This is a genomic window from Streptomyces mobaraensis NBRC 13819 = DSM 40847 (genome assembly GCF_017916255.1).
Taxonomy (GTDB): Bacteria; Actinomycetota; Actinomycetes; order Streptomycetales; family Streptomycetaceae; genus Streptomyces; species Streptomyces mobaraensis.
Genome location: NZ_CP072827.1, coordinates 3,017,313 through 3,038,010, shown reverse-complemented (window position 1 = coordinate 3,038,010; position 20,698 = coordinate 3,017,313). Strand labels below are relative to the sequence as shown.

Annotated in this window: 18 protein-coding genes, 2 pseudogenes and 1 riboswitch; of the genes and pseudogenes, 14 read left to right on the top strand and 6 right to left on the bottom strand. The window is 72.9% G+C overall.

The window, feature by feature from the left end; genetic code table 11:
- Positions 1-11: 11 nt before the first annotated feature.
- Together J7W19_RS12730 and J7W19_RS12725 are read right to left on the bottom strand one after the other, a co-directional pair.
- Positions 12-1,490, bottom strand: coding sequence for a DUF2079 domain-containing protein (locus J7W19_RS12730; RefSeq protein WP_004948965.1), 1,479 nt, complete (start codon positions 1,488-1,490; stop codon positions 12-14).
- A 106-nt stretch (positions 1,491-1,596) separates the two neighbouring features.
- On the bottom strand, positions 1,597-2,304 hold the full coding sequence (locus J7W19_RS12725) for a hypothetical protein (RefSeq protein ID WP_004948967.1): 708 nt from the start codon (positions 2,302-2,304) through the stop codon (positions 1,597-1,599).
- Between the two features lie 185 nt (positions 2,305-2,489).
- On the opposite strand from J7W19_RS12725, the gene J7W19_RS12720 reads away from it, so the two are divergent.
- The 13 genes from J7W19_RS12720 to J7W19_RS12660 all read left to right on the top strand — a co-directional run bounded on the left by J7W19_RS12720 (position 2,490) and on the right by J7W19_RS12660 (position 17,939).
- Positions 2,490-4,556 carry an N-6 DNA methylase gene (locus tag J7W19_RS12720; protein WP_004948969.1) on the top strand — a complete coding sequence of 689 codons (2,067 nt, stop codon included), beginning with the start codon at positions 2,490-2,492 and terminating at the stop codon, positions 4,554-4,556.
- Positions 4,557-4,863: 307 nt separating this feature from the next.
- The gene (locus tag J7W19_RS12715) at positions 4,864-6,012 is read left to right on the top strand and encodes a hypothetical protein (protein WP_004948970.1); all 1,149 of its coding nucleotides are present in this window, start codon (positions 4,864-4,866) and stop codon (positions 6,010-6,012) included.
- Positions 6,009-7,742, top strand: coding sequence for a serine/threonine-protein kinase (locus J7W19_RS12710; protein WP_004948972.1), 1,734 nt, complete (start codon positions 6,009-6,011; stop codon positions 7,740-7,742). The genes J7W19_RS12715 and J7W19_RS12710 overlap by 4 nt, the downstream gene beginning before the upstream one ends.
- Before the next feature lie 181 nt (positions 7,743-7,923).
- A complete protein-coding gene (locus J7W19_RS12705) occupies positions 7,924-8,541 on the top strand; it encodes a SurA N-terminal domain-containing protein (RefSeq protein WP_004948975.1) in 618 nt (205 codons plus the stop codon).
- A 105-nt stretch (positions 8,542-8,646) separates the two neighbouring features.
- Complete coding sequence (locus J7W19_RS12700; protein WP_004948977.1) at positions 8,647-9,654, top strand: nucleoside triphosphate pyrophosphohydrolase; 1,008 nt, start codon at positions 8,647-8,649, stop codon at positions 9,652-9,654.
- A gap of 93 nt (positions 9,655-9,747) precedes the next feature.
- The gene (locus tag J7W19_RS12695; RefSeq protein ID WP_004948979.1) at positions 9,748-10,179 is read left to right on the top strand and encodes a DUF6479 family protein; all 432 of its coding nucleotides are present in this window, start codon (positions 9,748-9,750) and stop codon (positions 10,177-10,179) included.
- Between the two features lie 54 nt (positions 10,180-10,233).
- The gene (locus J7W19_RS12690) at positions 10,234-11,532 is read left to right on the top strand and encodes a cytochrome P450 family protein (protein ID WP_004948981.1); all 1,299 of its coding nucleotides are present in this window, start codon (positions 10,234-10,236) and stop codon (positions 11,530-11,532) included.
- A gap of 151 nt (positions 11,533-11,683) precedes the next feature.
- Positions 11,684-12,844 carry a transglycosylase family protein gene (locus J7W19_RS12685; protein ID WP_040891051.1) on the top strand — a complete coding sequence of 387 codons (1,161 nt, stop codon included), beginning with the start codon at positions 11,684-11,686 and terminating at the stop codon, positions 12,842-12,844.
- Positions 12,845-13,104: 260 nt separating this feature from the next.
- Positions 13,105-13,284, top strand: a riboswitch (cyclic di-AMP (ydaO/yuaA leader).
- 4 nt (positions 13,285-13,288) lie between these two features.
- On the top strand, positions 13,289-14,029 hold the full coding sequence (locus J7W19_RS12680; protein WP_004948986.1) for a LysM peptidoglycan-binding domain-containing protein: 741 nt from the start codon (positions 13,289-13,291) through the stop codon (positions 14,027-14,029).
- A gap of 450 nt (positions 14,030-14,479) precedes the next feature.
- Positions 14,480-15,763, top strand: a complete 1,284-nt coding sequence (eno, locus tag J7W19_RS12675) for a phosphopyruvate hydratase (protein ID WP_004948988.1) — start codon at positions 14,480-14,482, stop codon at positions 15,761-15,763.
- Between the two features lie 138 nt (positions 15,764-15,901).
- Positions 15,902-16,369 (top strand): FtsB family cell division protein, encoded by a 468-nt coding sequence (locus J7W19_RS12670; RefSeq protein WP_004948990.1) that lies wholly within the window; start codon positions 15,902-15,904, stop codon positions 16,367-16,369.
- A 55-nt stretch (positions 16,370-16,424) separates the two neighbouring features.
- On the top strand, positions 16,425-16,979 hold the full coding sequence (locus J7W19_RS12665; RefSeq protein WP_004948992.1) for a DUF501 domain-containing protein: 555 nt from the start codon (positions 16,425-16,427) through the stop codon (positions 16,977-16,979).
- Positions 16,980-16,988: 9 nt separating this feature from the next.
- Complete coding sequence (locus J7W19_RS12660; RefSeq protein ID WP_004948994.1) at positions 16,989-17,939, top strand: Ppx/GppA phosphatase family protein; 951 nt, start codon at positions 16,989-16,991, stop codon at positions 17,937-17,939.
- A gap of 11 nt (positions 17,940-17,950) precedes the next feature.
- On the opposite strand, the pseudogene J7W19_RS12655 reads toward J7W19_RS12660, so the two are convergent.
- The 4 genes and pseudogenes from J7W19_RS12655 to J7W19_RS12640 all read right to left on the bottom strand — a co-directional run.
- Positions 17,951-18,217 (bottom strand): annotated as a pseudogene (locus J7W19_RS12655) (type II toxin-antitoxin system RelE family toxin); the annotation flags it as partial.
- Positions 18,218-18,240: 23 nt separating this feature from the next.
- Positions 18,241-18,495 (bottom strand): annotated as a pseudogene (locus J7W19_RS12650) (type II toxin-antitoxin system Phd/YefM family antitoxin); the annotation flags it as partial.
- 41 nt (positions 18,496-18,536) lie between these two features.
- On the bottom strand, positions 18,537-18,734 hold the full coding sequence (locus J7W19_RS12645; RefSeq protein WP_004949000.1) for a hypothetical protein: 198 nt from the start codon (positions 18,732-18,734) through the stop codon (positions 18,537-18,539).
- A 9-nt stretch (positions 18,735-18,743) separates the two neighbouring features.
- The gene (locus tag J7W19_RS12640; protein ID WP_004949002.1) at positions 18,744-19,265 is read right to left on the bottom strand and encodes an NUDIX hydrolase; all 522 of its coding nucleotides are present in this window, start codon (positions 19,263-19,265) and stop codon (positions 18,744-18,746) included.
- Between the two features lie 116 nt (positions 19,266-19,381).
- Here J7W19_RS12640 and J7W19_RS12635 point away from each other — a divergent pair, with 116 nt between their 5' ends.
- Complete coding sequence (locus tag J7W19_RS12635; protein ID WP_004949004.1) at positions 19,382-20,605, top strand: helix-turn-helix domain-containing protein; 1,224 nt, start codon at positions 19,382-19,384, stop codon at positions 20,603-20,605.
- Positions 20,606-20,698: the final 93 nt, after the last annotated feature.

The following is a 20,698-nucleotide window of genomic DNA, read 5'->3' as shown; positions in this document are numbered from 1 at the left end:
TGAGGGGTGCGTCAGGCGGCGCGCTTGAGCACCACGGTCGTGCCCTCCACACCCAGCAGGTCGTACCGGGCCCCCGGATGCCTCCGGGCCGCGTCGGCGACGAGGTCCTTGACGGGCCTGCCGTCGTCGACGCGCTCGGTTATGTAGGAGGGCGTGATCCCCTGGGTGTCCCCGAACCAGAAGACGCGGCAGCGTCCGGTCAGCCGGCTTATGGCGGCGACGTCCGACGCCTCGACGGTGGCGCCGTCCGGTATGCGCGCCAGCAGCCGCTCGGTGGCCTTGACGCTCGCGGGTATCTCGTAGGTGGCGGGCTCGGTCAGGGTGTAGAGGGGGAGGGACGCGCTGAGTGCCAGGGCCGCGCCGGCCACGGCGGCGGGGAGCTGGCGGGCGTACCGGCGCAGCCAGGCCCGCGGGCTGCGGTGGGCGGTGGCGAGGGCGTCGGTCAGCGCGATGAGGACGATGGGCATCAGGACGGCGTTGTAGTGCCAGTCCGTTCCCCAGTAGTGGTCGTCGTGGGAGACGAACCGCCAGGCGAGCGTCGGCAGGGCGACGATCGCCACCGGTGACCGGAGGGCCAGCAGACCGGTGGTCGGCAGCAGTATCCACAGCAGGGTGCGGGCGGCGGTCAGCGGCGGGATGGTGGCGGTCGAACCGCCGTCGATCTTGTTCCAGTAGCCGTAGGAGCCGGTGTTGTTGAAGGACGGGATCGCGACGCCGAGGGCGAGGGCGCTGGCGGCGAGCCCGAAGACGACGAGGATGCCGCCGACCGTGGTGGCCGTGGTGTCGCGCGGGATCCCGTCCGGGCCGTGGCGTCGGTCCCGGCGCTCCAGCAGGAGGATCGCCGCGCCGATCGCGGCGACCGTGACACCCAGGTCCTCCTTCACCAGGACCAGGGGCAGCGCCCACCACAGTGCCGTGCGCCACCGCCGGCGGACCACGGCTTCCAGGGAGAAGGCCAGGAGCGGCATGGCGAAGGCGATCTCGTGGAAGTCGAAGTCGACCGCGCGCTGTATGCCCCAGGAGAAGCCGTAGGCGATGCCTATCGCCAGCCCGCGGGTGCGGCCCAGTTTTCCGGCGGCGAGCCGGACGACGGGGACGGCGGACAGCGCGAACAGGGCGGCCTGGACGACGAGCAGGGTGACGGGGCTGGGGAAGAGCCGGTAGAAGGGGGCGACCAGGGCGGTGATGGGGCTGAAGTGGTCGCCGAGGATGTTGGCGCCGGGGCCCTTGAGATCGGCGACGGGCGCCTGGAAGTGGGCGTAGGTCCGGATGGCCTGCTCGAAGATGCCGATGTCCCAGGACATGGTCAGCATCCGGCGGTGCCGGGTCACCGAGAGGGCGGTATAGAGGAGGAACAGCGCCCCGGCCACCCAGTAGGGGTCGAGCCGCGGTGCCCGCAGGGTGCTGGTCCACGCCCGTCCCTCGGCCGGGGCGATGGCCGTGTCCGTGTCCGGGCCCGGCGCCGAGACGGGGGCTGCGGCCGAGTCCATGGGGGTCCTCTCCTCCTGCTGGCTTTCCGGTTCGGCTGACGACTGTCGAAAAGATACGCGGAACCGCCGGACGCCGTGGCGGGCGCGGTCGTCGCCGGGTGCCGGATCAGCCGGTCTTCTTCCACTCGGCGCAGCCGGTGGTCTTGAAATAGGCGTCCTGCGGGGTGATCGTCACGATGCCGTTGCCGGTGACGTTCTCGTTGGCGGCGATCGAGTCCATGCCGTGCAGCGCGTCCTTGGCGCGCTCCCAGTAGCAGTTGCCGTCCGCCTTGTTGCCGGTGGACCGGTAGGTGCCGGGGGATATGTCGGCCCCCACCCGGTACATGCCGTCGCCGGACACCGACGTGGTGTTCGGGGCGCCGCCCGCCTTGGCGGGGACGAGCTCCCAGCCCTTGCAGCCCTGGGACTTGAAGATCTTGTCGTCCGCCTTGATCGTCACATAGCTGGTCCCGGTGACGTTGTCGTTGGCGATGATCGAGTCGGGGTCGCCCTTGGAGTCCTTGGCGCGCTCCCAGTAGCAGTTGCCCGAGGACTTGTTGCCGACGCTCCGGTAGGTGCCGGGCTTGACGTCCGAGCCGATCTGGAACGTCCCGCTGCCGGGGATGTCGGCCTTCTTCACCGCTTTTCCCTCTTTACCGCCCTTGCCCGCGGCGCCGCCGTCGCCGGCGGTCACGACCTTGTCCGAGGCGCTGTCGTCACCGCCGCCCGAGAGCGCGGCGCCTGTGCCCACGACGAGGACGAGGGCGCCGGCCGCGGTGAGCACCTTGTGCCGGGCGAACCAGTTGCGCCGCTTCTGCTGGGCGTGCTGATACATGGCGAACACCTTTCGGCGAGAGATCCGTGTTCCGATGAGGCAATCACAGCAGACGCTGTTAACCGAGTCAACGAGGTTCACGGGATCGAGTGACTTCACGCCTGTGAAGGGATCGGTCCACGGGTCGGGGGTATGCTCGGCACCACATCGAACGAGCGGCAGTCGGCGAGGAGGAGGGGAGTCAGGTGTCGGAGAGTGCGGTGGAGGTGACCGCGGCCGGAATCGCCCGGCTGGCCGGAGTGGGGCGCGCGGCGGTCAGCAACTGGCGCCGCCGGCACGCCGACTTCCCCCAGCCCATAGGAGGTACGGAGACCAGCCCGACCTTCTACCTCACCGACGTCGAGCGGTGGCTGAGGCACCAGGGCAAGATCGAGGAGGTGCCGCTGCGGGAGCGGGTCTGGCAGCAGCTCGTCGGGCATCCGGCCGGCGCCGTCACCGCCCTCCGCTACGCGGGCACCGTCCTGCTTCTGGTCAAGAACCGGCCCATGGACTGGCTGGAGCTGTCGGAGCTCTCCGACGCCGAGCTCGCCGAGGCCCTGCCCACCGCTCTGGAGGCCGTGCTGGCCGCCCGGCTCGGCGAGCACCACGCCATCGCGGTCCCCACCCCGGCCGAGCTCGCCTCCTCCTCCGGTCTGCTGCGCGGCACCGCCGACCTCGCCACGGTGCGTGGTGCCGGACCCGCCTACGAGTTCCTCCTCGGCCGGCACCTCGACGCCAACCCCCGGCAGTACTCCCTCACCCCGCCGGGCGTCGCCGAGCTCATGGCCGCCCTGGGCCACGGGCCCAAGACCGACCGGCGGGACCGCATGGTCCTCGACCCCGCCTGCGGCACCGGCGGGCTGCTCAGCGCGGCCGGCTCGGCCGGCCCGGCCGAGCGGCTCGCCGTCCTCGGCCAGGAAACCGACGCCGACCTGGCCGCGCTCACCGCCCTGCGCCTGGCCCTGCACTCCGACGCCCAGGTGCGCGTGTGCCCGGGCGACAGCCTGCGCGCGGACGCCTTCACGGACCTGGCCGTCGACGTCGTGCTGTGCCACCCGCCGTTCAACGAACGCAACTGGGGCCACGACGAGTTGGCCTACGATCCGCGCTGGGAGTACGGGTTCCCCGCCCGCACCGAGTCGGAGCTCGCCTGGGTCCAGCACGCCCTCGCCCGCCTCCGCGAGGGCGGCACCGCCGTGCTGCTGATGCCCCCGGCCGTCGCCTCCCGCCGGTCCGGCCGCCGCATCCGCGCCGATCTGCTCCGCCGCGGCGCGCTCCGGGCCGTGATCTCCCTGCCGGCCGGCGCCGCCCCGCCGTACGGCATCCCGCTGCACCTGTGGGTGCTGCGCCGCCCGGGCGCACAGCAGTCACCCACCCCGCAGGTGCTCCTCGTCGACACCGCCGACCTCGCCCCGGCCGGCCGCGACAAGCTTCCCTGGCAGGCCGTCAGCACCGCCGTGCTGGAAGCCTGGGAGGACTTCGACCGGTCCGGCACGGTGGAGGGGAAACCGGGCCAGCACCGCTCGCTGCCCGTGATCGACCTGCTCGACGACGACGTGGACCTGGCCCCGGCCCGCCACCTCCCGCCCCCCGCGTCGGCCGGTGGGGTCGCCGACCTCACGGCCGTCCAGGACCGGCTCACCGTAGCCCTGGGCCGGGCCGCCGAACTCGCCCCCGGCGTACCGGAGGAGGGCACGGGCGCCCGCTGGCCGACCACCACGGTGGGAGAGCTGGCGCGAGCCGGCGCCCTCGTCCTCCGGGCCGGCGGCCCCGGCACCGCCGGCGGGCCCGACGCACCCCCCGTCCTCACGGACTACGACGTCAAGGCGGGCGGCGCGCCCTCCGGCACACTGCCCGACGGGCCGGCCGAGGAACCGGTGCTGGCCGAGGTCGACGATGTGGTGGTGCCGGTGCTCGGTGACGTCACCGTGGCCCGTGTCATCGACGAGGCCACCGCCGGGGCGGCGCTCGGCCGGGGGCTGTTCCTGCTTCGGCCCGACCCGGCCGCGCTCGATCCCTGGTTCCTCGCCGGGTTCCTGCGCGGCACCGCCAACCAGCGCCAGGCGAGCAGTTACGCCTCCACGGCGACCCGGCTCGACGTGCGAAGGCTTCAGGTACCTCGGCTGCCCCTCGCGGAACAGCGCCGCTATGGCGCCCGGTTCCGCGCCCTGGCCGCCTTCGAGGAGGCGCTGCGGCTGACCGAACGACTGGGGGAGCAGCTCGTCCAGGGGCTGTACGACGGGCTGACGGACGGGACGGTGCGGCCGGACTGAGCCTGGCGGGGCGACCGGCGAACCGGGCGGGTGTGCCGGACGAACCGGGCGGGACTGCCGAACGGGCCGGTCCCGTACGGCCCGTGGGCCGGTTCGGTACGGCCCGTGGGGCGGTGCGGTGCGGTCGGGCGGACCGGGGCGCGTCGGGTCGCGGCCGACCGCGGGCCGCCCCTCGGCCGCCGGATCGGGGCAACCCTCGAGATCGTTCGGGGGTCGATGGATAGGCTCTGTCACATCCCGTACCCCAGGAGCAGTGATGAATGGCCCCGGCCCGGCACAGCGGCAGCCCCACCGTCCCGGTGGAGCGATGGTCGTCACCATCCGCGTGGTCATCGTCGCCATCACCGTCTGCACGGTGTTCCTGCTGAGTTGGATACCGATGCTGCGGGTGGCCATCGTCCGGCGCAGGGCCCTGGACTGGGCGCTTTTCTGGGTGGTGTTGGTGGCCTCCGTGGTCTGGTTGTTCATGATGAGGGATGAGCTCGCCAAGACGGCCTGGTACACCATGGGCATCACCGGCGCGATCGGCACCGGCTTGGCCACGACCGCTTACTACCTCTGGTCCGACATCCGTCACCACCGGGCCGCCGCGACCCGCTGGGCCGCGTCGCGGGAGAGTGGCGCGCCCGCCGCCTTCCCGACGGCCGTCCACGGCCCCTACGCTCCGGTCCGCCCCGGTGGTCAGCCCCTGGCCGGCCACCCGCCGCAGCCCTCCTGCAACGGGTACGGGCCGACTCCGCCCGTGGGCGGGCAGCCGCAGCCTTATGGGTATCTGACGGGTGGTCACGCCGATGCCGGGCACCCCTCGGTGCCGCCTCAGGCCGTTCCGTCGGGCGGCGCCATGCTGCCCGGGCATCCCATGGGTGCCGCCCCCGGGCCGGTCCGGTCCGCCGGAGGACCCGGGCTCGGCGGCCTCCCCGGCCCCGCCGGCCTCACCGGTCCGATGAATCCCGCCGGTCCGATGAACCCCGCCGACCCGATGGCTCCCGGAGCCCCGGCGCCCGGGGGCGGCGAGGAGCGGCCGTACCGGCCGCGGCACGCACGCCCGGCACCCGCGCAGGAGCCCACGGCCTCCCACCCGAACGGCGGGACACCGCACCTGACGCCCCAGCAGCCTCATTCCCCGTACGCCGGCCAGGTGCCGGCGTACGGCTATCCGCAGCCGGACCCGCACACGCAGACCACCGTGCCGTCGCACCCACGCCACCCCGGCGACCAAGGCCACCGGTCCACCCCGTACGGACCACCCGCGGGTCCCCAGGCATCGCACCCGCACCCGCAGCATCCGCACGCGCCGCACCCGCACACGCCCTCACCGCAGCCGTCCCCACAGGCGTCCGCTCCGGCGGACGGGGCGCGTCGGCCGCAGCGGATCGATCAGGTGCGGGCCGAGCTGGACGAACTGAGTGACCTCCTCCGCAGGGGTCCGGGCCACCAAGGGGAGCGGGAACAGTGAACGGGCGCGTCATCGCCGACCGGTACGAGCTGGCGACGGTCATCGGCCAGGGCGGCATGGGCCAGGTCTGGACCGGTTACGACCGGCGGCTCGACCGCCGCGTGGCGGTGAAGCTGCTGCGCCCCGACCGGATGGCCGGCACGGACGGCGGGGACGAGCTCCGCCGCCGCTTCGTCCGAGAGTGCCGGGTCACCGCCCAGGTGGACCACCACGGCCTGGTCACCGTGCACGACGCGGGAAGCGACGGGGAGGACCTCTACCTCGTCATGCAGTTCGTCGAGGGCGCCGACCTCGCCGACCACCTCGCCGAGCACGAGCCCTACCCCTGGCCGTGGGCCGTCTCGGTGGCCGCGCAGCTCTGCTCGGTGCTCGCGGCGGTGCACGCCGTCCCGATCATCCACCGCGACCTCAAGCCGCGGAACGTGATGATCCGCCCGGATGGTTCGGTGCTCGTCCTGGACCTCGGCGTCGCCTCCGTCATGGACGCCGACACCACCCGCCTCACCCGTACCGGTTCGCCCATCGGCAGTCCCGCGTACATGGCGCCCGAGCAGGCGATGGGTGGTGCCGTCGGCCCGTACACCGACCTCTACGCGCTCGGCGTGCTGCTGCACGAACTGCTCAGCGGGGAAGTGCCGTTCGCCGGTTCGACGGCGCTCGGGGTGCTGCACCGCCACCTCTACGAACCGCCCGTCCCCGTCCGCCGGCTCCGCCCCGAGGCGCCCCCGGCGCTGGAGGAGCTGGTACTGCGGCTGCTGGCCAAGGATCCGCAGGACCGCCCCGCCGACGCCCAGGAGGTCTACCGGGCCCTCGTGCCCCTGCTCCCCGCCCCCGATCGGACCGCGGACGGCTCCCCCGCCGGAGCCGCGGGCCACCCGGGCGTCGCCGCGGGCGGAGCCATGCCCCTGGTCACGGGCCCGATGAATCCCACCCGCCCCTTCCTGCTCCCGCACGCCCCCTGGCCCGACCGGTCCACGACCGTGTCCGCGCCCGCCGGGTCGGCGGCCCTCGCCGGTTCCTCCGCCTTCGCCGGCATCCCCTCCACCGCCGACACCCCCGCCCCCGGCCCCGGCGGCGCCCATGTATCCGGTGGCGCCCACGTCTCCGGGGCCCCGGCGTTCCCGGTCGCCGCCGGTACCAGCGTTTCCGCAGGTCGCCCGCCCACCGGCGGGGCCGACGTCGCCGGGGCCGTGGAGGAGGTCAAGCGGCTGCTCGACCAGGGAGGCATCACCCAGGCCGTCGACATCCTCGGGGCGATCCTCCCGGCCGCCGCGGCCGAGCACGGCGAGCACTCCGGCGTCGTCCGGAGCCTGCGCAAGCAGTACGCCGCGACGCTGATGGACGACGGCCAGTACCGCCGCGCCCTCCCCGAGCTGCACCGGCTGATGGACGACTACGCCGCGGAGACCGGCCCGCGGGCCGCCCGCCAAGTGCTGCGCTTCCGGTACGACGCCGCCCAGTGCCTGGAGCAACTGGGCGAGGCGGCGGGGGCGCTCGACGAGTACCGCGCGCTGCTGCCGCACTTCCAGCATGATCCGGACGACCTGGCGACCGCGTTCGAGATACGCCGGCGCACGGGCCACCTCCTGCTGTCGCTCGGCGACCGCCACGCCGCGCACGAGACGTTGATGGCCCTGCTCTTCGACGCCGAGCGGGTGCACGGGCCGCACCACCCGCTCCCCGCGGAGATCCGCCACACCCTCCGCTGGCTCGGAGAGGTCCGGGCGTGAAACGGGCTGCCGCTGGGGAGAGCTGAGGCCCCTTCAGTCACTTTCGCCCCACCAGCCCCGCGCATCCCGGACGCCGGCGAATCGTTGGTCGAATCAGTGGCCTCCGCCACACGGACTCCCTACCATCGATCAACGCCAGGTCGATCGCCGTACCGCCGCACGAGCACTGCCGGGAGGCTCCATGATCCGCCGAAGGACCGCGCTCTCCGCCGCCGCCGGGCTGTTGGCCGCGACACCCCTGCTCACCGCCTGCGGGTCCACCCCGCACCCCGGCGCCGCGGCCGTCGTGGGCGACGACCGGATCACTGTGGCGCAGCTCCAGAGCCAGGTGAAGGACGTGCGCGACGCACAGGACTCGTCCCCGCAGGGCGAGCAGCTCACGGCGAACAGCGCACGGCTCAGCCAGGACACCCTCATCCGCCTCGTCCAGTACCGGATCATCGAGAAGGCCGGGCACGACAACGGGGTGGACGTCACCCGCCGCGAGCTCCAGGACGAGCGGTCGCAGGTCGAGCGGGCCAACGGCGGCGCCGAGGCGGTGCGCGCCCGCTTCCTGGCCCTGGGTATCGCCCCCTCGCAGATCGACCAGGCCCTCGCCATGGACCTCGTCCGCACCAAACTGGACGGCAAGCTCGGCGCCGCGCGCACCAACGACGTGCTGATGAAGACCTCCGAGGCACTGCGCGTCGACATCAACCCCCGGTACGGGGCCTGGGACGCCAAACGCGGCACCGCCCGCCCGCTGCAGGAGCCCTGGCTGCGGCCCGTCGCCCCGCCCGCCGCGGAGAGCCCGGTGTAGGAGCCGTGGGGCGAGCCCGCTACGGAGAAGCCGGCGTAGCGAGCCCTATGCGGGCGGCGGGCCCCTCGGAGTCCGTCCCGCCCGCCGTCCCCTACGCTCGACAGGGTGAACGACTCTGCGTCCCCGGCGGCCGGCCGGATCGTCCTGCTCACCACCAGCCACCGCGTCGCGCCCGGACTGCTGTCCTGGCCGGCGTGGCAGACGCTGCACGCCGCCGACCGGGTGCTGTGCGCCGACCCGGCCCACCCGCTGCTGCCCTACCTCGGTGAGGCCGGGATCACCACCGAGGCCCCGGCGGAGTCCTTCGACGCCAGGGCGCTCGTCGACGACTGTCTGGCCGGCGGCCGGACCGTCGTGGTGATCACCTCGGCGGCGGGGGAGTCGGCCCTGACCGACGGTCTGGCCCGGCTCGCCGGTTCCGGCCGGCAGCGGATGCCGGCGCTGGAGCTGCTGCCCGGTTCGTACGACCTGCCGGGCGCCCGCCTCCTCGACCTGGTGCAGGTCATGGACCGGATTCGGGTGGCCTGCCCGTGGAGCGGCATCCGCACCCACGAGGACCTGGGCAAGTACGGCCTGGAGGAGATGTACGAACTCGTCGAGGCCATCGAGACGGGCGACCGCGAGGCGCTCCGCGAGGAGCTCGGCGACGTGCTGCTCCAGGTGGTCTTCCACGCGCGCATCGCCCAGGACGACCCCGACGAGCCGTTCGCGATCGACGACGTGGCGGGGACCATCGTCGAGAAGCTGGTCCACCGGCACCCCCATGTCTTCGGGGACGCGGAGGCGGAGACTCCGGAGGACGTCAGGGCGCACTGGACGCGGACCAAGGCCGCCGAGAAGCGCCGCGACTCCCTGACCGAGGGCGTGCCGCTGGGGCAGCCGGCCCTCGCGTTGGCCGCCAAGCTGGCCTCCCGGGTCCGGTCCGAGGGACTGGAGGTTCCCCTTCCGGCGGGTGAGGGCGTCGGGTACGCGCTGCTGGCCATGGCGGTACGGGCCGAGGCGGAGGGCGTCGAGCCGGAGACCGCGCTGCGGGCCGCCGCCCGTACGTACCGGGACGCGATCCGGCAGGCGGAGGCAGAGGCGGACGGCGCGGGTGAAGGGGGCGCGTCGTAGGTCCGCGTCATCCGCTCGTACGCGGCGGCGAGGTGCACACCCGTTCGGCTCAGTGACGGTCTTGACCGGGCGCCCTCCGGGTAACCGGACTGCATGCGTACCGATGAGATGGTTCTCGCCCTGCCCGCCTGGGTCGGCGGCGCCGCCCCCTTCGCCGTCGGGCTCTGCGTCGGCGCCCTGCTGCTCCTCGCCTTCGTGTACGGGCGGCGGTGGCGCGACAAGGAACCGCCGCCCCCGAGCCAGCCGCAGCGGCGGCAGGGCGCGTGGCAGACGCGCGAGGAGTACGACCGGGGGCCGTCCTCGCCGGACCACGGGCCGGGTCACGAGGACAACGAAGACGCCGTCGGCTACGTGACCGAGCACCGGGAGGCGGACCCGCTGCGCACCGAGGGGCCGGGGGAGCGCGTCCTCCCGCACGAGCTCCGGAACCCCGGGAGCCACGAGGAGGAGCTCACCGAGGAACGGCGGAAGTGGAACCCCGGGAGCAGCGGCGCCTTCGGCAGCGGCGGGGGCGGTCACCACTAGAGGTGGGCGGGCGGGGCCGAGCCCCCGCCTCGCGCCCCCTAGTAGCGTCGGAGCGTGCACGACAAAGCCGACGACCACGCCCACGCCCACCACGACCCCGCCGCCGAGGGCCCCACGCCTCCCCTCTTCACCTGGGAGTTCGCGAGCGACCCCTACCCGGCGTACGCCTGGCTCCGCGAGCACGCCCCCGTGCACCGGACCGCGCTGCCGAGCGGGGTGGAGGCATGGCTGGTGACCCGGTACGCCGACGCGCGGCAGGCGCTGGCGGACCAGCGGTTGTCGAAGAACCCCGTGCACCACTCCGAGGCCGCGCACGGCAAGGGCAAGGTGGGCATTCCGGGCGAGCGGAGCGCCAACCTCATGACGCATCTGCTCAACATCGATCCCCCGGACCACACCCGCCTCCGCCGTCTGGTCTCCAAGGCGTTCACGCCCCGGCGCGTCGCGGAGTTCGCGCCCCGCGTGCAGGAGCTCACGGACCGGCTCATCGACGGGTTCGCGGCGCGCGGGGAGGCGGACCTCATCCACGAGTTCGCGTTCCCGCTCCCCATCTACGCCATCTGCGACATGCTCGGCGTCCCGCCGGAGGACCAGGACGACTTCCGGGACTGGGCCGGGATGATGATCCGGCACGGCGGCGGACCGCGCGGCGGAGTGGCCCGCTCGGTGAAGCGGATGCGGACGTACCTCGCCGAGCTGATCCACCGCAAGCGCGAGGACCTGGGCGACGACCTGATCTCCGGGCTGATCAGGGCGAGCGACCACGGTGAGCACCTCACCGAGAACGAGGCCGCCGCCATGGCCTTCATCCTGCTCTTCGCCGGCTTCGAGACCACTGTCAACCTCATCGGCAACGGCACGTACGCGCTGCTGCGCAACCCCGGGGAGCGCGAGCGCCTGCAACGCGCGCTGGCCGCGGGGGACGAGAGCCTGCTGGAGACCGGGGTGGAGGAGCTGCTGCGGTACGACGGCCCGGTGGAGCTGGCCACCTGGCGGTTCGCCACCCGGGACCTGACGATCGGCGGTCAGCGGATCGCGGAGGGCGACCCCGTGCTCGTCGTCCTGGCGGCGGCCGACCGCGACCCGGAACGGTTCGCCGAGCCCGACACCCTCGACCTCGCCCGCAGTGACAATCAGCACCTCGGATACGGGCACGGCATCCACTACTGCCTCGGGGCGCCGCTGGCGCGGCTGGAAGGCCGGACGGCGCTCGCGACGCTGCTGCGGCGCCTCCCTGACCTGCGGCTTTCCGCTGATCCGGACGATCTGCGGTGGCGCGGCGGGCTCATCATGCGGGGCCTGCGGACGCTGCCCGTGGCCTTCTCACCGGAGCCCGGGCAGACGGGCACATGACTATACGTCAACTCCGCTTGACCGTCTCCTGGCGTCGATCACGGTGGGTTGTGGCTCCTGAGGGCCGTGGCTATCTTCTGCCGTCATATTCAGCAGCCACACGATCGGCAGCGGTCAGCAGCCGGTCGGCAGCAATATGAGAGGTGATCGCATGCTCTCCGGGAAAGGCCGACATCGTCGTCCCCGTCAACTGCCCGCCGCGGTCGTCGCCGCGGGCGTGGCGGGTGCCGGGATCGCCATGCCCCTGCTCGGCGCCACCACCGCCGACGCCGCGGACGCCCCCACCTGGGACCGCGTCGCCCAGTGCGAGAGCGGCGGCCTGTGGAGCGCGGACACGGGCAACGGGTTCTACGGCGGACTGCAGCTCACCACCGACATGTGGAACCAGTACGGCGGGACGGAGTTCGCGCCGCGCCCCGACCAGGCCAGCCGCGCCCAGCAGATCGCCGTCGCCCAGCGGATCCTCGACGCCCGCGGCCCGTACGCCTGGCCCGCCTGCGCGGTGAAGTCCGACCTGGCCAAGGACGGCCGGGCACCCGAGGTCAACCCGGGGATGCCGCACGACGCCGTCGAGGGGTCCTCGCACACGCCGGCTTCCGGAAAGTCCGGAACATCCGGGACGTCCGGGAGTTCCGGGAAGACCGACTCCGGCCGGTCGCGGGACGCGTCGTCCGACAAGGCCGACGAGAAGACCGACGGCAAGGCCGGCGAGAAGGCGTCCGGAAGCACCTCGGGGACGGCCACCGGCCAGGACGCCGGGAAGGGCTCCGGCAAGGACGCCGGCAAGGACGCCTCCTCCGGCCGGTCGGCGACCGGCAGCACCGGCGACTCCGGTACCACCGACGCCTCAGGGAGGCCGGGGCAGCCCGAGAAGCCGTCCGGCGGGAACCGCGACACGTCCACCGATTCGTCCGCCGGTGGCAAGCACCGCAAGCCGGACGGTTACACCACGGGCTCCTCGACCGACGGGGAGAAGGCCGGGCGGGACGGCGGAGCGGACTCCGGAACGTCCGCCTCCGGTACCACCGATGAGCGCACGCGCGCCGGCGCGGACGGCGCCGGGACCGGCAAGCACCGCGCGGAGCCGTCCGGTTCCGGCGACGAGCGCGCGTCGCGCGGCGCCGAGCGCGGGCGCGCGGACGCAACCGCCGTGCACGACTACACCGTGCGCCCCGGTGACAACCTGTCAGAGATCGCGGAGCAGCACCGCGTCGAGGGCGGCTGGCACCGCGTGTACCAGGACAACAAAAAGGTCGTCGGGGGCGATCCGGACCTCATTCACCCCGGTCAGCAGCTCGAACTGAAGAAGTAGCGGGGGAGTTCGCGTCGAATGTCCGTTCCGGATGAAAGTGAGACATGGGTCTCGTTGACATCCGCGCGGAGACGGCTCGTCAGAAACCCAAGAAACCATCCCCACCTGCGGAAACAGTGAGTTCCCCGGGGTGGGGGGCACAGACGGTGGCTGAAAAGGAGGGTTTGAACCCATCGGCCGTCTGTGCTTACCGTCGTCATCGCTCGCCATCGCGAGCACCACGGTCGTCACGCCGAATCCTGCCGGCGACCGGGGGAGTCGTCGCGCAAGCGCCGTAGGCAGGAGCGGGGGAACCACGGTAGGTCGCCGGAACGGTTCATCGGTCAACGACCGACGTACCGGGACGGCTTGGGGTGAAGCCTGGTGAGCGCGAGCCACCGGGCCGGGCAACTCACGCCCGAACCCGACAGCTCACCTCGTAGGCGCCGGTGAGGAAACCGAGTCATGTCCAAGGGCAAGCACCGTCGTCCGAACAAGGCCGTCCGCATCGCCACGCTCGCGGGTGTCACCGGCGCCGCAGTCGCCGCCCCGCTGATGATGGCCACGTCCGCCCACGCCGCCTCCGTGGACACCTGGGAGCGCGTCGCCCAGTGCGAGTCCAGCGGCAACTGGCACATCAACACCGGCAACGGCTACTACGGCGGCCTGCAGTTCTCGCAGTCGTCCTGGGCCGCCGCGGGCGGTACCGCCTACGCCCCGCGCGCCGACCTGGCCTCCAAGGGCCAGCAGATCGCCGTCGCCGAGAAGCTGCTCGCCATGCAGGGCCCCGGTGCCTGGGGCTGCGCCGGTGCCGGCGGCCTGACGGCCGGTGGCGCCAAGGCCGACGTCGACACCTCCGGCTCCGGCAAGGTCGTCTCCAAGTCGGCCTCGGGCCAGCGTGCGACCGGCCAGAGCCACGCCGACCGCAGCGAGCGCAAGGCCGCTCCGAAGCACGCCGCTCCCCAGCGGGAGGCCGAGGAGGCCCCGGCCGCGCCGGCCGCCAAGCCGGCCGCCCCGAAGCACGCCGCGCCGAAGACCGTCAAGATCGGCGACGGCGAGTACGAGGTCAAGGAAGGCGACACCCTCGCCAAGATCGCCGAGGCCAAGAAGGTCAAGGGCGGCTGGGAGAAGCTCTACGACCGCAACAAGGACATCGTGGAGAGCGCCGACCTCATCTTCCCCGGCCAGAAGCTGCACCTCAGCTGAGGCTGACGGGACGCACGGGGGCGCGGCCGTACGGCCGGGCCCCTGCGGCAGGACGGCGGCGCGTTCCGCCGTCCGTACCGCCGCGACCCCACCGCAGTACCCGAACCACCGGCCCGGGGCACCCTTCCCGGTCCGCGGCGGAACCGCCCCGCTCCTATGCGCTCGATCCCCCCCCGAGCGCATCGGAGCGGGGCTTCGCCGTGTCCGGGCGGGGACGTTTTCGGGCGCGGACGATTCTCGGGGGCGTACGCCCGGCGGACATGCCCGCGCCGTCCGAGTTCCCCCACCGGTTCCCCGTTGAGCGAACAGCTCGCCCATTCGCCCTTGATCTCGGCGTTTGTGCCATTTTTCCGGCGGGGTGGCGCTCCGGGGGCAGGTGGACCCTCCGGCGCCCGTTAGGCTCGTGCTGCAGAACGCTGGAGTACCCAGACACACACGAAGGAGACCCTCGTGCCGTCCATCGACGTCGTCGTAGCTCGCGAGATCCTCGACTCGCGAGGCAACCCCACGGTCGAGGTCGAGGTCGGCCTCGACGACGGCTCCACCGGCCGCGCCGCCGTGCCGTCCGGCGCCTCGACCGGTGCCTTCGAGGCCATCGAGCTCCGCGACGGGGACAAGAACCGCTACCTGGGCAAGGGCGTCGAGAAGGCCGTGCTGGCCGTCATCGAGCAGATCGGCCCGGAGCTCGTCGGCTACGACGCCACCGAGCAGCGCCTGATCGACCAGGCCATGTTCGACCTGGACGCCACCGACAACAAGGGCTCCCTGGGCGCCAACGCCATCCTGGGCGTCTCCCTGGCCGTCGCGCACGCCGCCTCCGAGGCGTCGGACCTCCCCCTCTTCCGCTACCTCGGCGGCCCGAACGCGCACCTGCTGCCGGTTCCGATGATGAACATCCTGAACGGCGGCTCGCACGCCGACTCCAACGTGGACATCCAGGAGTTCATGATCGCGCCGATCGGCGCCGAGTCCTTCTCCGAGGCGCTGCGCTGGGGCACCGAGGTCTACCACACCCTCAAGGCCGTGCTCAAGGCCAAGGGCCTCTCCACCGGCCTGGGCGACGAGGGCGGCTTCGCCCCGAACCTCGGCTCCAACCGCGAGGCCCTGGACCTCATCCTCGAGGCCGTCAAGCAGGCCGGCTACACCCCCGGCCAGGACATCGCGCTCGCGCTCGACGTCGCCGCGTCCGAGTTCTACAAGGACGGCGTCTACACCTTCGAGGGCAAGAGCCGCACCGCCGCCGAGATGACCGACTACTACGCCGAGCTCGTCGAGGCGTACCCGCTGGTCTCCATCGAGGACCCGCTGTTCGAGGACGACTGGGACGGCTGGAAGACCATCACCGAGCGCCTCGGCGACGCGGTGCAGCTCGTCGGTGACGACCTGTTCGTCACCAACCCCGAGCGCCTCGCCCGCGGCATCGAGGAGGGCGCCGCCAACGCCCTGCTGGTCAAGGTCAACCAGATCGGTTCGCTGACCGAGACCCTGGACGCCGTCGAGCTGGCCCAGCGCAACGGCTTCAAGTGCATGATGTCCCACCGCTCCGGCGAGACCGAGGACGTCACCATCGCCGACCTGGCCGTCGCCACCAACTGCGGCCAGATCAAGACCGGTGCCCCGGCCCGCTCCGAGCGCGTCGCCAAGTACAACCAGCTGCTGCGCATCGAGGAGATCCTCGACGACGCCGCGGTGTACGCCGGCCGCAGCGCGTTCCCGCGCTTCCGCCAGGGCTGAACCCGCGCCCGGTAGTGCGCGTGCGAGGCTGACAAAGCCTCACGCCTCACCCCGTCCCCGGCCACGGTCCCGTACCGTGGCCGGGGACGGTTTTGGCATGCGTTCCGGCTTCGGTGAAGCCGGCAGCGGGGAGGCGATGTGGCGGCGGAACGGTTCTCCACCGCGACCAGGCTCAAGGCGATCGGTTCGGTCCTGGTCCAGGGGCCGGACGCCCGGGCCCGGCGCACCCGTCCGCCGCGGCGCAGCCGGCTCACCGGCCGCGCGGCGCTGCTGGCACTGGTCGTCTGCTCGCTGATCGTCGCCCTGGCCTACCCCATGCGCCAGTGGGTCACCCAGCGTTCGGACATCGACGACCAGCGGCACCGCTCCGAGCAGGCCAAGGAGCAGGTGAAGCGGTTGCGCGAGGAGAAGGCGCGGCTGGAGGACCCGGCGTACGTGGAGCGGCTGGCGCGCGAGCACCTGCACTACGTCCGGCCCGGCGAGACCGGCTACACGGTGGTGGACGGCAGCGGCAACGCGCGCCACCGCCACGACCAGGGCGCCGCCGACCGGCCGTGGTACGTCAACCTCTGGGACGGCGTGGACACCTCGGACGCCCATCGCTGACCCGCCGCACCCTTCCCACCCCCCGCCCTTTCGAAACTCCGACCCGAGCGAGCACATGGAAACCCCTCCTCCCCAGACCGAGCCCACCCAGCCCACCGACGCGGACATCGCCGCGTTCAAGGAGCAGCTCGGCCGCCCCCCGCGCGGCCTGCGGGCGATCGCCCACCGCTGCCCCTGCGGCAACCCGGACGTCGTCGAGACCGCGCCGCGCCTGGAGGACGGCACGCCGTTCCCGACGCTGTACTACCTGACGTGCCCGCGCGCGGCCTCCGCCATCGGCACGCTGGAGGCCGAGGGCGTGATGAAGGAGATGAGCGCTCGGCTGCAGAGCGACCCGGAGCTGGCCGCCGCGTACCGCGCCGCGCACGAGGACTACATCCGCCGGCGGGACGCGATCGAGGTGCTGGAGGGCTTCCCCAGCGCGGGCGGTATGCCGGACCGGGTGAAGTGCCTGCACGTGCTGGTGGGGCACTCGCTGGCGGCCGGTCCCGGCGTCAACCCGCTGGGTGACGAGACGATCGCGATGCTGCCGGAGTGGTGGCGCAAGGGGCCGTGCGTGACGCCGTGCGGCGCGCCGGCGTCGTCCGACGGCTCCGACACCGCCGAATAGGGAGGACGCATGACCCGCGTTGCCGCGATCGACTGCGGTACGAACTCGATCCGTCTGCTCGTCGCCGACCTCGACCCCGCGACGGGCGGGTTCAAGGAGCTCGACCGGCGGATGACGATCGTCCGGCTCGGCCAGGGCGTGGACCGCACCGGGCGGTTCGCGCCGGAGGCGCTTGAACGGACGTTCGCCGCGTGCCGGGAATACGCCGGGGTGATCCGGGCGCACGGCGCGGAGCGCGTGCGGTTCGTCGCCACCTCCGCGTCCCGTGACGTGCGGAACCGCGCGGAGTTCGTGGCGGGGATCGTGGACATCCTGGGCGTCGAGCCCGAGGTGATCACGGGTGACCTGGAGGCGGAGTTCTCCTTCACCGGCGCCACCAAGGAACTCACCGGCCGCACCGACCTCGCCCGTCCCTTCCTGGTGGTCGACATCGGCGGCGGCTCCACGGAGTTCGTCGTCGGCGACGACCGGGTACGGGCGGCGCGCAGCGTGGACGTCGGCTGCGTGCGGATGACGGAACGTCATCTGGTCGCGGACGGCGTGGTCGTGGACCCGCCGTCGCCGGAGCGGATCGCCGCCATACGGGCCGACGTCGAGGCCGCCCTCGACCTCGCCGAGCAGACGGTTCCGCTGCGCGAGGCCCGTACGCTCGTCGGCCTGGCCGGCTCGGTCACCACGGTGGCGGCCATCGCCCTCGGCCTCCCCGAGTACGACTCGACGGCCATCCACCACGCGCGGATCCCGTTGACCCGCGTCCGCGAGGTCACGTCCCGCCTCCTCTCCTCCACCCACGAGCAGCGGGCGGCGATCCCGGTGCTGCACCCGGGGCGGGTGGACGTGATCGCGGCGGGGGCCCTGGTGCTCCTGTGTTTGATGGAGCGGGTTGGGGCGGAGGATGTCGTGGTGAGCGAGCACGACATTCTGGACGGGATCGCCTGGAAGACGGCAGAAGAGGCGTGAGGTAAGGGGGGCTACAGGTTCCGGTAGACGTCCCGCCGGTCGCCTACCTTGACGACGAGGATCACGAGTTCGCCGTTGTCGACGCGGTAGGCGACCCGGTAGCCGCCGACCCGGAGCCGGTACAGCCCCGACGGGCCGCTGAGCTTCTTGACGTCGGCGTCCTCGCGGTACGGGTCGTCGCCGAGCGCGGTCAACGCGGCCAGGATGCGCATGGCGTCGGGCCGGCTGACGGCCCGGAGCTGCCGCTGTGCCGCGGCGGTGAAGCGGAACGCGTGCTTCGCGCGGCGTCATCACCCTGGCCCTGCTCGGCGAACAGGTCCGCCAGCAACTCGGCCATCGTCACGGTGGGCCCGCCCTCGGCCAGCACTGCCTCCGCCTCCCGCGCCAGCATGACGTCCACCGCCGCCTCCAGCGCTTCGAAGCCCGCGATCGGCACCACGGCCGCCACGGGCGCGCCGTTGCGTGTGATGACCGTGGGGACGCCTTCCTCGGCCCGGTCGATGTGGTCCGCGAGGCGGGCGCGGGCTTCCCGTACGGTCACGGTGTTCTCACCCATGAGGCCAGGTGTACCCGTCTTCATGGACGCGGCGCGTCGAGTCACGCGTACTCGTCCGGCTCCCCTCCGTGCTGTTCCTGCGGCCATGCCACCCGGCAGTCCAGGCAGGTGAACCGCCACTGGTCCTGCATGAGTTGCGGGTGCAGGGCCTTGTTCAGGATCACGTGGATGCCCCGGCACTTGACGCACTGGACCGGCGGCCTCTGCGGAACGTACGGACGGTACGCGTCGGCGCTCACGGCAGGTAGTCAACCACCGGCGGGGTCCGCCTTCCCGGGTTTCGGGAACATGCCCCGCTCGGCAGAGAGCGGGGTGGACTGTCGCCTGCTGACGTCCGGGAGCAAGGGGCAGGAGGGATCTCGCCGGAGGAGGGCTGCGGCGGCTTTGGCGATGAGCCGGTGCTCGTGGGCGCTGACGCGTTCGGTGATGCCGGGGTAGTCCACGAAGGCCAGTGCCGCGACGGCCGTGCCGGTGGTGCCGCCCGGGAGTTCGATGCGCGCGATGTCGTCGGGGGCCAGGCTTTCGCACGCGAAGAGGTAGGCCGTGGAATCGGCGTCGGGGCCCGGTTCCATGCCGAGGAGGAAGCGTGGTTCGACGCGGAGCCGGAGGTCTCGACGTACGTGGTAGGCCATGGCGTTCCGGGCCGATTCCTCCGGCAGCGCCGGCCCGCCGGGGAGCCGCCAACTGCCGTCCGCCTCCTTCAGCATGAGAAGGCGTCCGTCGGCGTCGGTGATATGGGCGAGGCCCAGGACGTGGGATGCAGACGGCATGGCTCTCTTCCTGTGGGGGATCGGCGGGTGGTGCCCGTGCGATGGGCTTCACCCTGCCGGTCGGCCGCTGCGCTGATCCACCGCCAGGCCGTATACGGCCGTCGTATATTTCGGCCATGGAGCCGGAGCCGGACGTCTGGGCGCATCCGCGGTTACGGGCCGCCGCCGCGGTCGAGGACTGGGCGGCGCTGCTGAAGGGCTGGCGGGTGCTGACGCGGGCCAGTCAGAGCGAACTCGGGGCCAGGGTGGGGCTTTCGCAGCCTGATGTCTCCGCGATCGAGAACCGGCGGCGTGCGGTGACCTCGGCCGAGGTGCGGCGGCGGATCGTCCAGGGGCTGGGCGTCCCGCCCGAGTTGCTCGGTGGGGGTGTGCGGGCCGAGGTGCCGTTGCCGTCGCTCGTGCTGCCCGAGGTGGTCGCGGAGCCCGCGGCGGAGCGGCTGCGACGGGTCGGGGACGGGCGGATGCGCCTGGACGCGGCCTGCCTTGAGGCTATGGAAGGACTGCTCGCCTCCCACCGCCGGGCCGAGGACACGCTCGGTTCCCGGGTCGTGGCCGGGGTCGTGGCCGCGCAGTTCGAGCGGGTGGCCGGGCTCTACGACCAGGCGCGGGGGCCGCTCGCCGACCGGCTGGTGAAGTTGCTGGCGGAGTACGCCCAGTTCCTCGCGTGGATGGCGCAGGACCAGGACGACACCCCGGTGGCTCTGGGGTGGTTCGACCGGTCGTACGACTGGGCGCTGGAGGCCGGTCACGGTGACCTGGCGGCCACCACCATGAGCATGAAGGCCCACCTCGCCTGGTCCAAGGGGCGGGGGCGGGCGTGCGTCAGGCTCGCGGAAGCGGCGGCGGGTACGGCCGGGGCGAGCCGGGCGACGCGGGCCATGGCGCTGCAGATGGCCGGACGAGGGTGCGCGCTCGACGGTGACGCCGAAGGCGCGTACCGCAATCTGGACGCAGCGCACCGGGTCATCCGGGAGGCACGCGACGCCCCGCCCTGGCTGTACTTCTACGGCGAGTCCTGGTTCTCGGCGCAGCGGGGCATGGCGGACCTGCACCTGAAATCCTGGGCGAGCGCCATCGACCACTTGGTGGCGGGGCTCGCCGGTTTCGCCCCGGCCTTCCGGCGCGACCGGGCCTGGTACGGGGCGTGCCTCGCCCACGCCTACGCCGGTGCGGGCGAAGCCGACGCGGCGCTGGAGGCGGCGACGGCCGTCGTCCGGGACGCCGCGGAGGTCGGGCGTCCGCACGCGTGGGGGGAGTTGCACGCGGTGGCGGCGCTGCTGCTGCGGCGCGGGGCTCCCGAGGGGCGGGTGCTGGTGGATGTTCTGGCGGGGCTGGACTGAAGGGCCGCAGGCGTGTCCGGGGGCTGTTACGGGTGTGGTTGGGTGGGCTGAAGTGAGCTGTAAGGGCGGGGCGTCGCTCGGCCGGGGAAAAAG

Bases quoted from the DNA above. Each gene is read 5' to 3' on its own strand.
- J7W19_RS12730 (WP_004948965.1), bottom strand. From the start codon at position 1,490: ATGGACTCGGCCGCAGCCCCCGTCTCGGCGCCGGGCCCGGACACGGAC.
- J7W19_RS12725 (WP_004948967.1), bottom strand. From the start codon at position 2,304: ATGTATCAGCACGCCCAGCAGAAGCGGCGCAACTGGTTCGCCCGGCAC.
- J7W19_RS12715 (WP_004948970.1), top strand. From the start codon at position 4,864: ATGGTCGTCACCATCCGCGTGGTCATCGTCGCCATCACCGTCTGCACG.
- J7W19_RS12705 (WP_004948975.1), top strand. From the start codon at position 7,924: ATGATCCGCCGAAGGACCGCGCTCTCCGCCGCCGCCGGGCTGTTGGCC.
- J7W19_RS12695 (WP_004948979.1), top strand. From the start codon at position 9,748: ATGCGTACCGATGAGATGGTTCTCGCCCTGCCCGCCTGGGTCGGCGGC.
- J7W19_RS12685 (WP_040891051.1), top strand. From the start codon at position 11,684: ATGCTCTCCGGGAAAGGCCGACATCGTCGTCCCCGTCAACTGCCCGCC.
- J7W19_RS12680 (WP_004948986.1), top strand. From the start codon at position 13,289: ATGTCCAAGGGCAAGCACCGTCGTCCGAACAAGGCCGTCCGCATCGCC.
- J7W19_RS12665 (WP_004948992.1), top strand. From the start codon at position 16,425: ATGGAAACCCCTCCTCCCCAGACCGAGCCCACCCAGCCCACCGACGCG.
- J7W19_RS12660 (WP_004948994.1), top strand. From the start codon at position 16,989: ATGACCCGCGTTGCCGCGATCGACTGCGGTACGAACTCGATCCGTCTG.
- J7W19_RS12640 (WP_004949002.1), bottom strand. From the start codon at position 19,265: ATGCCGTCTGCATCCCACGTCCTGGGCCTCGCCCATATCACCGACGCC.
- J7W19_RS12635 (WP_004949004.1), top strand. From the start codon at position 19,382: ATGGAGCCGGAGCCGGACGTCTGGGCGCATCCGCGGTTACGGGCCGCC.